13 protein-coding genes and 1 pseudogene are annotated in these 13,978 nt (G+C 29.9%); 4 read left to right on the top strand and 10 right to left on the bottom strand.

The annotated features are described in order from the left end of the window. Window positions 1–978, bottom strand: coding sequence for an aspartate-semialdehyde dehydrogenase (locus DRZ96_RS05470; protein WP_112889881.1), 978 nt, complete (start codon window positions 976–978; stop codon window positions 1–3). 2 nt (window positions 979–980) lie between these two features. Then, a complete protein-coding gene (locus tag DRZ96_RS05475) occupies window positions 981–2,291 on the bottom strand; it encodes an aspartate kinase (RefSeq protein WP_112889882.1) in 1,311 nt (436 codons plus the stop codon). Between the two features lie 612 nt (window positions 2,292–2,903). Here DRZ96_RS05475 and DRZ96_RS10580 point away from each other — a divergent pair. From DRZ96_RS10580 to dcm, 4 genes and pseudogenes are all read left to right on the top strand, one after another. Then, window positions 2,904–3,074 carry a hypothetical protein gene (locus tag DRZ96_RS10580; protein ID WP_172605466.1) on the top strand — a complete coding sequence of 57 codons (171 nt, stop codon included), beginning with the start codon at window positions 2,904–2,906 and terminating at the stop codon, window positions 3,072–3,074. A 288-nt stretch (window positions 3,075–3,362) separates the two neighbouring features. Further along, window positions 3,363–3,584, top strand: coding sequence for a hypothetical protein (locus DRZ96_RS10755; RefSeq protein ID WP_201621232.1), 222 nt, complete (start codon window positions 3,363–3,365; stop codon window positions 3,582–3,584). Next, window positions 3,556–4,845: a Sau3AI family type II restriction endonuclease gene (locus tag DRZ96_RS05485; protein WP_201621272.1), complete on the top strand. Its 1,290-nt coding sequence runs from the start codon at window positions 3,556–3,558 to the stop codon at window positions 4,843–4,845. Before DRZ96_RS10755 ends, DRZ96_RS05485 begins: the two co-directional genes overlap by 29 nt. A 17-nt stretch (window positions 4,846–4,862) precedes the next feature. Then, a pseudogene (gene dcm, locus DRZ96_RS05490) lies at window positions 4,863–6,109 on the top strand (DNA (cytosine-5-)-methyltransferase). Window positions 6,110–6,183: 74 nt separating this feature from the next. Here dcm and DRZ96_RS05495 read toward each other — a convergent pair. The 8 genes from DRZ96_RS05495 to guaA all read right to left on the bottom strand — a co-directional run bounded on the left by DRZ96_RS05495 (window position 6,184) and on the right by guaA (window position 13,912). Further along, window positions 6,184–8,100, bottom strand: coding sequence for a hypothetical protein (locus DRZ96_RS05495; RefSeq protein ID WP_070700492.1), 1,917 nt, complete (start codon window positions 8,098–8,100; stop codon window positions 6,184–6,186). Window positions 8,101–8,814: 714 nt separating this feature from the next. Then, complete coding sequence (locus DRZ96_RS05500) at window positions 8,815–9,819, bottom strand: AAA family ATPase (RefSeq protein WP_256584814.1); 1,005 nt, start codon at window positions 9,817–9,819, stop codon at window positions 8,815–8,817. A gap of 37 nt (window positions 9,820–9,856) precedes the next feature. Next, window positions 9,857–10,039: a hypothetical protein gene (locus tag DRZ96_RS05505; protein ID WP_146740968.1), complete on the bottom strand. Its 183-nt coding sequence runs from the start codon at window positions 10,037–10,039 to the stop codon at window positions 9,857–9,859. A gap of 229 nt (window positions 10,040–10,268) precedes the next feature. Then, window positions 10,269–10,646, bottom strand: a complete 378-nt coding sequence (locus DRZ96_RS05510; protein WP_146740969.1) for a hypothetical protein — start codon at window positions 10,644–10,646, stop codon at window positions 10,269–10,271. Between the two features lie 144 nt (window positions 10,647–10,790). Continuing rightward, entirely contained in the window at window positions 10,791–11,408 is a 618-nt protein-coding gene (locus DRZ96_RS11715) for an ATP-binding protein (protein ID WP_236587169.1), read from the bottom strand. Window positions 11,409–11,465: 57 nt separating this feature from the next. Continuing rightward, window positions 11,466–11,747, bottom strand: a complete 282-nt coding sequence (locus tag DRZ96_RS11720) for a hypothetical protein (RefSeq protein ID WP_236587170.1) — start codon at window positions 11,745–11,747, stop codon at window positions 11,466–11,468. A 144-nt stretch (window positions 11,748–11,891) separates the two neighbouring features. Further along, complete coding sequence (locus DRZ96_RS11725) at window positions 11,892–12,110, bottom strand: AlbA family DNA-binding domain-containing protein (RefSeq protein WP_236587171.1); 219 nt, start codon at window positions 12,108–12,110, stop codon at window positions 11,892–11,894. Between the two features lie 281 nt (window positions 12,111–12,391). After that, window positions 12,392–13,912: a glutamine-hydrolyzing GMP synthase gene (guaA, locus tag DRZ96_RS05520; RefSeq protein ID WP_112889887.1), complete on the bottom strand. Its 1,521-nt coding sequence runs from the start codon at window positions 13,910–13,912 to the stop codon at window positions 12,392–12,394. Between the last annotated feature and the right edge of the window lie 66 nt (window positions 13,913–13,978).

Genomic DNA, 13,978 nt, shown 5'->3' on the forward strand with positions numbered 1-13,978 from the left:
TTAAACCTCCAAGACTTTTTTAGCAATTTGCACTGCGTTAGTTGCAGCTCCCTTCCTAATGTTGTCAGCACAAGACCAAAGGTTTAGGCCGTTTTCTACAGTGAAGTCACGTCTAATCCTGCCAACAAAAACTTCATTCTTATCAGCTGACATTAAAGGCATTGGATAAACTTCATTGGCAAGATCATCTTCTAGTACCATGCCAGGGTAGTCTCCAATAATTTTCTTCACATCATCAACTTCAAAAGGATTTTCCACTTCAACGTTAATAGAAATTGAGTGGGAGAACTTAACTGGGACACGAACTGTTGTGGCAGTAACAAGGATAGAGTCGTCGTGAAGGATTTTTTTAGTTTCGTTAATCATCTTCATTTCTTCCTTGGAGTAACCATTGTCTAAGAAGACATCAATTTGTGGAATGCAGTTGTTCTTAATTGGATACTTGTAGGCAAGCTGAGTGCCTTCTTCTAAGTCAGAGATTCCCTTTATGCCAGATCCAGAAACAGATTGGTAAGTAGAATAAATTACCCTCTTGATCTTGTACTTGTCGTGAATTGGTTTAAGTGGAAGTACAGATTGTATAGTTGAACAATTTGGGTTTGCAATAATTCCCTTGTTGTCCTTAATATCTTCAGGATTAATTTCTGGAACAACTAGTGGAACTTCTGGGTCCATCCTAAAGGCAGATGAGTTGTCAACAACAGTTACTCCAGCCTTAGCAGCTATAGGAGCGAACTTTTCACTTACAGAGCCACCAGCAGAGAAGAGGGCAATCTTAATATCCCTTCCTTCAAAGGAATCTTCCTTTAATTCTTCAACAGTGTATTCTTTGCCACAATATTCAATTTTTTTGCCAGCCGATTTTTTTGAGCTAAACAAGTATAAATTGTCAATTGGGAAATTTTCTTCACTTAAAACCTTTAACATCATGCTTCCAACAAGTCCAGTTGCACCAACAACTGCTACATTAACCTTCATCCTTAGTCCTCCTTATAAAATTCTTCATAAATTGCGCGAATTGCTTTTTCAAAATCTTGAGTTTCAACACCAATAATAATATTTATTTCGCTGGAACCCTGGCTAATCATCTTTATATTAACCCCTTCTCTTGCAAGGGCAGTAAAAGTCCTAGAAGACACGCCCTTTTCATTGATCATGCCACGACCAACAACGGCAATGAGGGAGATGTCCCTTTCCCAAGAAATGTTGTCTACGTTTAGATAAATCTTTAACTCTTCAAGAACCTTGTCAAGCTTTGGTGTGATATAGGAATCTGCCACAAGGACAGAAACAGAGTCAATGCTTGAAGGCATGTGCTCAATGGAAATATCATTGGACTCAAAAACTGTAGTTAGCTTTCTGAAGAAGTCCTTCTCAGTATTCATATTTACCTTTTCAAGATTTATAACAGTGAAATCTTTTTTGCCCGAAATACCAGTTAAGATATTTTTATTTTTTATGTCACACTTAGAAAGAATCAAAGTTCCTTCTTCGTGAGGGGCATTAGTATTTTTTATATTTATAGGAATATTTTTGTCCCTGAGTGGGAAGATGGCTTCTTCGTGTAAGACCTTGGCTCCCATGTAGGAAAGCTCCCTCAACTCCTTGTAAGTAATTGTCCCAATAGGAGAGGAGTCCTTGACGATTTTTGGGTCAGCAACCAAAAAGCCAGACACGTCAGTGAAATTTTCATACATTTCAGCATCGAGGGCAGAGGCAATAATAGAACCAGTTACATCAGACCCACCACGAGAAAAAGTTTTGACCTTGCCTTCCTCGTTCTCACCATAAAAACCTGGGACAACAGCATTCTCATGTTTAGTGAGAATGTCCTTAATTTTATCTTCAGACTTAGGAAGGTCAACGACACCATTTGTAAATACAATTAAGTCCCTTGCGTCCACAAAGTCAAAGCCAAGATAGGCTGCAAGGACTTGGGCGCTAATAAACTCGCCACGGCTTATAACAAAGTCGTAGCTTGCTCCATTTGTAATCTCATCTTTGACCTCGGCAAGAATCTTATCAATGTCTATATCCAAAACAAGATCATCAACAATATTTTTAAAAACATTCTCGATGATCTTGTAAACTTCATTAAAATTCAATTCGTGCGCACTTAGCTCATGGCACATTGCTAGAAGGTCAGTGACCTTGTGATTGTTGTTAACTCCTTTTCCAGGCGCAGAAACTACGATGTACTTTCTAGCGTCATCTTCCAGAATAATATCCTTAACTTTTTTCAGCTGGCGAGCATCGGCAAGTGAACTGCCACCAAATTTTGCGACTTTCATCTCTTTCTCCTTTGTAGTAAATGTAAATAAGTAAAAAACTTTTAACAAAATGAAAAATTTTTGATTTGTAAATTAATTGTTATTTCAAATAATTTTATAATTAGAAATTAATTGTTAAGTTAAATAAATTTGTTAATTAGAAAATAATTCTAAAGTCAAAAAAATTGTGAATTAAAATTCAATTCTTAAGTCAAATAAATTTGTGAATTAGAAATTAATTCTTAAATCAAAAAATTGTGAATTAAAACTCAATTAATAACTATCAAAAAAAACCTTACATATATAAGTAAAATGTTAAAAGTAATTTTTTCGATTATACAATTATTTAGCCCAGTTGTCAATTGAAAGAGACTTATAAAAAGAGAGGAAGAAAGAAATCTTGAAAAAAAAACAGAAGTACTACAAAAAAATAAAAATAAAAAAATTTATAGAAGACAAAACTTAAAATTAAAAAAATAAAAAAAGGTCGACTTTAATCGACCTATTATTTATAAAAAATTTTCAATTAAATTTTCAATTTCATTCTTATATTTTGAATCAAAAGTAAACTTGTGTAAATTAGAAAAAGTATGAAGACTAAGAATAACTTTGTCATCGTAAAAAGAATCAATTTTGATACTTTCGATTTTATCAAAAGGAGCGAACTTAATTATAGTCGTAGACCACATAAAAATATTAAGGCCATCAGCCCTTATACCAGGGGATGAGATGATAGAAAAAAGTAAAACAATAGATGATAGGGCCAAAAGAAAGTCTAGTGTCGACCTAGAAGAAAACCGATAAGTCATAAAGAGGACAAGAAGACCAAAGAGACCAATAATAAATAAAAACTTCTTCTCAAGCTTAACAAATACAATATTCTTCCTCTTGAGAGAGAAGTTGTAAAAAATATTTATCAAAAATAAAATGAGAATAAAAAATTTCAAAAATCACCTAGATTTATTATAGGATGAAAGGGAATAACTTGTAAAATAATTGATTTTTTAGAATGTAGAATATCTGATATAATTATTACTTGAATGAGTTCAATGTTTGAAATTTATTTTATTTTCTTTAAAGAGAGGGCATAGAATGAAAAAATTACCATATGATGATTCAAGTCCAAGAGATATATTAAGATATGCAAAAAATTTAATTGGGTTGAGATTTGTAGATGTTTTATCTAATAATATTGAAGATTCTAATGGAAGTTTTTTTGAGGAAGAAGTTGTTAGTTACAATAACCCAAGGAAAAAAGGATCGCTAGGAAACTTATTAGAAGAGCATTACTTTTTTTTACAAACCAAACTCTAGTCCAGAGCCAGACTTTTATAAGGCTGGAGTAGAATTAAAGACAACTCCATATGAAAAGACTAAAAAGGGAATTAGGGCAGGAGAAAGACTTGTAATTTCTATGATTCCTAACTATGAGCCTATTGATTTGGAGTTCGAAGGTTCCCACCTAGAAAAGAAAATATGTAAAATATTAATGGTTTGGTATCACAGATTAAAGGGTCAACCAAGAATAGAAAATGAAATAGATTTTGTAAATTTGTATGAACTTTATAGTGACTTGTGCGAAAAAGATTTAGAAATCATTTTAGAAGACTATAAGACGATAGTTGAAAAAGTAGTTTCTGGTAATGCACACAAATTATCAGAAAGTGATACAAAGTATCTTGGAGCATGTACAAAAGGGACAACAGCTAAGAAAAGTTTACAGCCGCAATATTATAATCCAGATATTCCAGCTAAAAGAAGAGCTTTTTCTTTTAAGCAATCTTATATGACATATGTTTTAAATTCATATGTGAAGCCAGGATTAATGAGTTATGATTCTATTTTTGGTAAAGAGGATTTAAAAGAAGGAAATTTTGATTCACAAGTAATATCAAAAATTAATAAATACAAGGGATTTAGCGTAAAAGAACTTTGTACAATTTTTAATTTACCTACAGACAATACTTCAAAACAAATAAATAAAACTTTAGTTAATAGAATTTTAGGTGTTCACACAGAAAATTCTGAAGAATTTGAAAAGGCTAGCATTGTTATAAAAACAATTAGATTACAGAAAAATGGTAAACCAAAGGAAAGTATGTCTTTTCCAAAAGTTAATATAAAAGATTTTGTTCAACAAGACTTTGAGAGTTCTTATGAATATGAATTTTTTGAAACAACACGTTTTTTATTTGTAGTATTTAAAGAGAATAAAAATGGTGAATATGCTTTAGCAGGATCTAAGTTTTGGAATATGCCTATTGATGAGTTAGAAACAACTGGACAGAATGAATGGAATGCATATAAAGAAAAATTTATAAATGGTGTAAAATTTTCTTTAAGCAGGCAAAAAGATGGAAAACAAATTGTTAAAAATGACTTGCCTAAGAAAACAGATACAAAGATATTCCACATGAGGCCACACGCTAGTAAAAGCGCTTATGTAATAAATGGAAGAAGATATGGAAATGGAAAAGATAGCGACATGGATGAATTGCCTAATGGGGATAAGATGACTAGCCAATGTTTTTGGCTAAATAACGATTATATAGCAAAAATTGTTAGTGATATATAAGGAGAGATTAAGAATAGATGAAATTGACAGTAGCAGAACTGTTTGCAGGGGTTGGTGGTTTTAGGGTAGGACTAAATCATATTGACTCAATAGATGAAAATGGTTTGGCAATTGAAAAAGGAGATTGGGAATTTGTATGGGCAAATCAATTTGAACCATCTACAAAAATGCAGCCAGCTTTTGAGTGTTATGTTAAAAGATTTGGTGAAGAAAAAAACTCAAATGTAGATATAAACAAAGTTGACAAAAAAGAAATACCGGATCACTCCCTATTGGTTGGTGGTTTTCCATGTCAAGATTATTCAGTTGCTAGGTCTTTATCTAAAGAAATGGGAATTGAGGGTAAAAAGGGAGTTTTGTTTTGGGATATTAAAGATGTAATAGTTGAAAAAAATCTCCATTTATATTGTTAGAAAACGTTGATAGACTTTTGAAATCCCCAGCATCTCAAAGGGGAAGAGACTTTGCTATAATGTTAAAAACTTTTAATGAATTAGGCTATGATGCTCAGTGGAGAGTTATAAATGCTGGGGACTATTCGATGCCACAAAAAAGAAGAAGAGTTTTTATTTTTGCTTATAAAAATAATTCACAATTTTCTCAATGGGTAAAAGAAGGAAGTTTAAACTTAAATGAAAAGAATATTTTCAATGATTTATTCCCAGTAGAAGAAATTAAAGAACATGAAACAATTAATTTAAATAATTATGAAGATATCCTAGATGTTTCAAATAATTTTAATAATGGAAAATTTTTAGAATCAGGTATAATGATTGATGGAGAAATCGAACATTCTAAAATTATTCCAATATCAGAAAGCAAATACACACTTTCAAGAGTTCTAGATGAAGCTAAAGGATATAATACCTCATTAGATGAATTTGTTGTAGAAGATGAAAAACTTGAAAAATGGAAGTATTTAAAAGGTTCTAAGAGAATCGAAAGAACTTCAGCAAATGGACATAAATATATTTATAGTGAAGGTTCCATGTCTTTCCCAGAAAATGTAGATGAACCTGCAAGAACAATGCTTACGAGTGAAGGGACAACGAATAGGTCGTCGCATATAATTTATGACAAAGATATTGAAAAATATAGAATTTTAACTCCAGTTGAGTGCGAATTAATTCAAATGTTTCCACCTAACTGGACAGATACAATGCCAAGAAGAAATAGATATTTTATGATGGGAAATGCCTTAGTTACTGGAATAATATCCAGACTTGAGCCAAGGTTAAAAGAAATAATTAGTAATGAGAAATAAATAAAAAAAGCAGAGTCTAAATTTTGGATAGACTCTGCTTTTTAAATTCATATAAATAGATAATTAAACTCTGATTAGAAATTTTCTCTTAAACAAAACTCTTCATTGATTTTTATAATTATCAAAACGAAAACTTTTAGTATTGTATAGTAATCTTGTTTATGATCAGAAACATCGTTGGTATTACTACCATGTAAATATCGATTTCTTATCGATAAACCATTGTCATATTTGCGATTATTAAGGACATAGTTCAAATAATTTTGTTCTGGTTTAGAAAAAAGCTTATTTTCTATAATAATTTTTTTATCATTAATTAAAGAGTTTAGAACTTTTTTATTTTTATAATAATTTAAACATAAAACTTCATTATAGTAAAAATCTTTCAATATTTTACATAAATCATTATTTAAGTTTAAATATCCATAAAAATCTTCATATATTATATTCTTGGATTTTAGGTACTTTAAAGTTTCTATCTGATAATTACTAAAGTCTAATATCTTTAATTTTTTGTGTTTTAATAATTGTTCAAAATTATCTTGCATTTTTTCAACTGAAGTATGATTAATAATTGATTGATCAGAGTACAGCAAATTAGATATACCAATAAGCTCTGAATCTAAAATATATCCATATTTACTTGACGAGAAACTGGGTAGATTATCCAAGGAAACAGAGTTTCGCGAAATTTCGATAAGTTCTCTATCTATTGAATTGTAATTAACATATAAATTGTATTGTTTTAATAAAGAGTCCATCTCAGAACATAAATTTCTAACTTTTTCTAGGTATGTGGAATTTTCCGAACATGGAGAAAATTTAAATCCATACACTTCAAATTCATCTTTTAGGTAATCTTCAAAAAACCATTTAAACAAAAATTCTATTTCTACATTGTATTTCTTTAACTCATTCTCATAAGCAATAATTTGTACGGAATGAAGAATTTCTTTTTGTGAGAAAGCAATTCCTTTTTCATAATACTTAATACCTTTTAAACCCGTAAATTTTTCTAGAGGTGAAAACTCACATTCTTTAGATGGAAAGTTGGACCTAAAAAACATATCTGTATAGTTGAATAGATAAATGAAATTATTTAATAAAGTTGGATTATCTAAATTATCCTTAATCCAATCACTACTATAAATAAACCTAGGTACTAAAGGATTATAAGAACGAACTTCAACAATATCAGTAGTGTTGCTAAATTCTACCTCTGCACCAAATTTAAAACCTGATTTTGAATTAAATACTTTATCTATATTCTCCTCATATTTTTTCTTAGCATTTAATCTCATTAAATCGTTTATTGGAAAATCTTTATTTGAACCCGAATTAAATATTATTTTTAGATAATTTGGATTATATGATTGAGAGTTTATATAGCCATTTACAATATCTATTTGTTGTTCTATTGTTAAAGACTTTGGTAAGAAATATTTTATAGGTTTGTCTTCTCTTTCAACAAGTCTGTATTCTATAAGTATTTCAGCAGTTGAATTCGAGAGTCGCATATAATTTGCAATCTCTTTATCAAAGTAATTCACAAGATTTTTGTGCTCTAAAAGATAGGATAAGTGAACTTTTTCATAGTTTAAAAAATTTTCAAACGTCTCGTTTGTTATGTTTTCAAAAATATTATATTTATCAAAGAGAGACCAAAAATCATCAATGTATTGATTGCTGATTTTTGAATATATCAATCTTAAATTCTCAGGTTTAATTTTAGAAAAATAGGAACTTATGAAAGGCATAAATTTTAAAGTAGAACGTTTTAATTCATCATAAGTAGCTTCACTCCAACTTTGAAGTTTTGAACCACTCTTAAAAATTAAATAAATATTGTAAAGTTCTAAAATAACGTTAATATCATCAATCTTTGAGCTGGTTGGATTATTTCTTATAATTTTCTCTGATTTATCTAAATAAAATCCTAAAGATAGGTCATTAATTCCATAGTATTTCACACCATCGTAATTTGATTTCAAAAAACTCACCTCAAAAATATTTCAAAAACAAATAAAAACTTATAATATTAAAACTTCAATTTGAATTAATTATAACTTATTTTTTAAATCTACTACAGAAATAAAGAATTATTATTCAACTAAAAAAGTTTTAGTACAAAAAAGACCCTAGTCGTAACTAAGGTCTTGTAAGTTTCTATTAACTTTTATTCCCACTCTTCTTTTCTAAACGTCCGATATATCCCAAACCATTCAAAATACTATATTCTATTTTTTACAATATCCATAAATCCACCTAATTATAGGGCATTTTTAGATTTTTAGTCCCGTCCCAGTCCCAGTACCGGAGAAACTCTTTTTGAGAATATAGTTGTGATTTTACAACTTTAAATTCATCATTACATAAATATTTAAAATTTACTAATTTTTAATTCATTAATATCAGCATTAGTATATCAAATAATTATTTAATTCATTTTCTCTTATATCTAAAGCATTTCTTTATTACACTCATCAATTATATATTGAGGTATGGTGTTATATTCTCTTGGATCTAATTGAAATAAATAGTCATTTTCTACGTGAAAAGTTTCATTTATAAATTTTCTTATAACATCATTATCATGGTTGTCATTAAATGCAATTCTATACAACTGCAATTTTTCATAATTACTTTCACTGTCTGCATATAAATTCTTTAATATAGTCTTATTTTGTGTTTTCTTTAACTCAACTTCATAATCGAAATCTGGTATTAATTTTTTTTATTTCATCACTTGCTTTGCAAATCTCTTCATTTTTCATTTTCCTACACTGTTCTTTTCCCGAAGATGCATCGAAATATTTAAATATAGGTTCCTCTCTTTTATGGAAGAGATTTGATATCAATTGATAAGAGAATGAATTTTTGTCTTGAATCTCTTCTAATCTTCTCATATATACAAGTTTATTTAAAATATCTATTTCAGATGATATGCTTGATTTAGCAATATCAACAAAAGATTTAATATCATTTTTACTAATATTTTTTTCTGATAACACACCATTATTTGTGGATAGAAATGCAGCTTTAGGTGCTGGATTAAATAGATGACTCATATTTTTAATTGAATCAATAACAGTATTAAATTCATGTGTCAATAAAAGAACAGTCCTATCCTTTAAACATTTTTTGCCCATAAATAGCATATTAATAATAGCAAATTTTTTATTCCCATCGAATGATGATATCGGATCATCTAATATTACCAAATCAGGATTTGTCCTCAATATATCATACATAAATAAAACTAAAGCGAATGCATTTTTTTCGCCATAACTTAAATGATTATTCACTGAATTAACATTACTCGTGTTATCTATATGCTTTAAAACTAAGTGATAGTTGTTGACATCATCATATTCAATTGAAACTCTATACTTATATCCTGCATAATATAAAAAATCATTTATTTCAGAACTATATTCTTCAATTGTCTCTTTGATATGCTTCTTTTGTTTATTTATTTCACCTTGTAACTGTCCTGCTTTTAGTAAAACTTCATCTAAACTAGAATTTATCACTCTAACTTTTTCCATAGTCAACTCAGAGTTTAGGTGTGAGTAATAGGATAAATCAATCTTATATTTATTCAATTCATCAGCAATTTTCTCTGAATATTTTAACGAGTGGAAGCCTATGTTTTTTAATCCATTCAATCGAGTCAATAATACTTCAATCTGTTTTTTAATTTCTGTCAAATAGTTTATTTGTTCTTCAGATATGTTTGTAGCATTTTTAGTGATTTCTTTTATTTTTTTCTGTTTCTATACTAAAATATGGATTTAAAAGCTCAAAGACTTCCAACATCTTATTTAAATGTTCAACAGATTTTGTATCGTATTCTTCACTAACTTTTAAAATTGTTTTTTTCCTAACTTCTTCTACTTCATTCGCACAATAAGGGCATATATTATCCATATCTAAATAACTTTTACCATCCATTTGCCATTTAAGCCATTTAACATTGTTCTCATGTTTTAAATAGCTAGAATATACTTCTAAACCTTTGGGGATATTTTCTATTTTATTTCCCTTTCCTATACCTTTAGCAATTGAGCCAGCTGCAGAATATCCTGATTTAGCTTTACCAAAACCAGAAATAAAGTTCTGAAATGAATTTATTAAATCATCTAATTCTGGATGTTCTTTAAAAGTTAGATTTATTTTTTTTTAAAAGTTCTTTTATCTCTTTTGTATGATTTTCATATTGACTAGTTTTTATAAAAATTTCAAAACTATTTTTTATTAACTCATTTGGTTGAAAAATATAATCTGAAACATATTTTTCATTAAAAATCGCAACGCTATTAAGTGTTTCATTACAGGTAATTTTTGGTTCATGCTTGCTGTCTATATCATAATACTTAAATGGAAGTAATTCTTTCATTTTTGATTCATCGTCTGTTATAGTTGCTTCTATAGCTTTTGCAATAGTTGACTTACCTGTACCATTAATGGCATATTTAATATTAAGTCTTCCTTCAATTAGTTTTATATTTCCTTCATCTACATTGTTGCAATTCATTATTTTTATATCCATTTTAATACCTCAATAATACATTAAAAAGCAATATCAATTTAGTGTCAATTCATATTGCTTCTACTTAGAATTTTGGAAATTATTTGAACAAATCGCTCTTATAAATTTTATTTTATAAATATAATTTATTTATCCAATAACAATCCAAATGCCATCACGCTTTGATTCAATTCTTTCTATCATTTTCTTTTCTTGTAAAGATTTGAATGTCCTTTCGATAGTCCTCTTTGTTACACCTATTTTTTCTGAAAGTTCAATTGATGTTAAGCTTGGATTTTCTATCAAAAGTTCAATCACTTTCTTTTCAGTCTTATTCAAACCGACATTCAAACCGACATTTTTATTGTCTATCTGATCAACTACTTCTTGATTAAAAGGAATAGTACATCTAATATATTTGCTTTCAATTTCAAAAACATCTTTACAATATTTTTCTATAATCGTAGGAATCCCAAGTCCGGTGTGTTTAGTTAGTCCCATATTTAGAAATATCCTCATCAATATTGCGTTTCTACGCTTACTTATTCCATCAAAAAATTGCTCTTTTGTCATTCCATCAGGAAGACCACCATGCGATAATATGTCAAGTCTATGATTAAACATTGAAATCTGTGGCTCAGTGATTGTCCAATCGTTATGAACTAAAGCATTTAAAATTGCCTCATTAACACATTTAGAATCAAATAAATATGTATCTTCTCTGGGTCTTACTGTCGTATCAGAAATACATATATTCTCAGCCTGCAATCTGTTTTCTATTTTTCCACAAGTCGTTAATATGCATCCATACCCATAATCGCTTCTTTAAGATATAGAAGCTTTATTCTGTCCTTGGAATTTCACAAAAATAAAGGGAATATTATTTTTATCAAATAATAGTTCTGCCAGTAAATTATATTCTCCGGCTTCATTTCTTAAATTCAAATTAGTTTCAAAAGATTTATCGTCCAAATGATAATTTTTTTCCGAATAATATATCTTAAGTTCCCTAAACGATAAATCAGATGAATTTGATTTTTTCTTAAGCATGTATTCATTATCTATAAATTTTTTCTCATATCGAATTTTTATCTGCTCTGGTGTCATCTCTTTACAGGTTGTTCCGATTCGTATTGTGCATCCTGTGGAAGAAAATCCATATTTCTTTTGACAATAAATATGATAATGTCCTTTATTTAAATGAATTACTATTAAAGTTTTCCCTTCATCAAATTTAAGCTCTGAACTGATTTAATCTTGTGGGTTCAGTTCTAGTTGAGTTGTTATAATATCAGATATTTTTCTAAGAACTTCATCAACTTTTTCTACACCGACAACAACACCATTATCTTTTACTCCGATAATAATTGATCCTCCTACACTATTAAGGAAAGATACTATTTCCTTTGTAATTGTATCTGTGTATTTTTCTTTTAATTCCATTGTTTCTGACTCTATATATAGGTTCATTGCAGTCCTCCTCTAACATAATTATCATATCATATTGGCGACAGTACGAGAATTCAAACCGACATTTTATTGTCGCATAATTTATTTGCTAAATTATGTACAATATATACACTCAAAAAGACCGCAGTTTGAAGCTACGGTCTAATATTTTGTCCAAATGTAAACCATTTGGAACTATTATTTAGTTTATTCTTTTTAGCTTCCAGTACCATTTGAGTACCAGTAGCCATTTTTCATTCTCTTTATAGCTTGTAATTAAGCCATTTTAGAAAATTTTGCAATTATTCCCATTCAATTGTTGCTGGGGGTTTTGATGTTATATCATATACTATCCTATTTATGTGGTCTACTTCATTTACTATTCTATTTGACACCTTATCCAATATTTCCCAAGGTATTCTTGTGAAGTCGGCTGTCATAAAGTCTGTTGTTGACACTGCACGAAGGGCAAGTGTATAGTCGTAAGTTCTAAAGTCGCCCATTACTCCTACTGTCCTGTTGTTTGTTAGGACCGCGAAATATTGGTTGATGTCTTCTAGTTTTGCTTTTTCTAATTCGTCTCTAAAGATTTTGTCTGCATCACGAAGTATGTCTAATTTTTCTTTTGTGATTTCGCCCATTACTCTTATGGCAAGTCCTGGTCCAGGGAAGGGTTGTCTGTCTACTAGGTAGTCTGCAAGTCCTAGTTCTCTTCCAAGGTCACGTACTTCGTCTTTAAATAGCATGCGGAGTGGCTCGATGATTTCTTTGAAGTCTACGAAGTCTGGTAGTCCGCCTACGTTGTGGTGGGACTTTATTACTGCTGAGTCGCCTAGTCCTGATTCAATTACGTCTGGGTAAATTGTTCCTTGTGCTAGGTAGTCTACTGCTTTTATTTTTTGTCCTTCTTCTTCAAAAACTCTTATGAATTCTTCACCAATGATTTTTCTTTTTCTTTCGGGGTCTGTTACACCAGATAGTTTATCTAAAAATCTTTTTTCTGCGTCTACTCTTATGAAGTGCATGCCTGAGTCTTTAAAGGCTTCTTCTACTTCGTCGCCTTCGTCTTTTCTCATTAGTCCGTGGTCAACGAAGATGCATGTTAGATTTTCGCCAACTGCTTTTGATAGTAGGGCTGCTGTTACTGATGAGTCAACTCCACCTGATAGGGCAAGGAGGACTTTTCCGTCGCCAACTTTTTCTTTTATTTCTTGGATGGATTTTTTTGCATAGTTTTCCATTGTCCAATCTTTTTTTGCTCCACAGATTTCTACTGCAAAGTTTTCTAACATTTTTTTGCCGTGAACTGAATGGTTTACTTCTGGATGGAATTGTAGTGCATAAAGTTTTTTCTCACCATTTACCATGCCAGCTACTGGACAGTTTTCGCTCTTTGCTATTATTTCAAAGCCTTCTGGAACTTTATTAACTCTATCCACGTGGCTCATCCAAACTGTTTCTTCTTTTGCTAGGTCTTTAAAGATTGGTGATTCTTTTGTTTCGATTTCTGTTTTTCCAAATTCTCTTTCTTTTGGTGCTTTTATAACTTCTCCACCAAGTGTGTGGGCCATGATTTGCATTCCGTAGCAAAGTCCAAGTACTGGTATGCCTTTGTCGAAGATTTCTTTTTCTATTTGTGGTGCTCCTTCTTCATAAACTGAGTTAGGTCCACCTGTAAAAATTATTCCTTCAACGTTGTCTCTATTTTCTAATTCTTTTAAGGCCTTGTTGTATGGTACAACTTCGCAGTAAATGTTAAGATCTCTTATTCGTCTTGCTATTAACTGATTGTATTGGCCACCAAAGTCAACTACTAGTATCATATTAACCTCCTCATCATTTAGTACATTTTATAATAAAATTTTAATTTTGTATAGTTTCACATGAGA

The sequence above is a fragment of the Peptoniphilus harei genome, from assembly GCF_900454685.1.
Lineage (GTDB): Bacteria > Bacillota > Clostridia > Tissierellales > Peptoniphilaceae > Peptoniphilus_A > Peptoniphilus_A harei.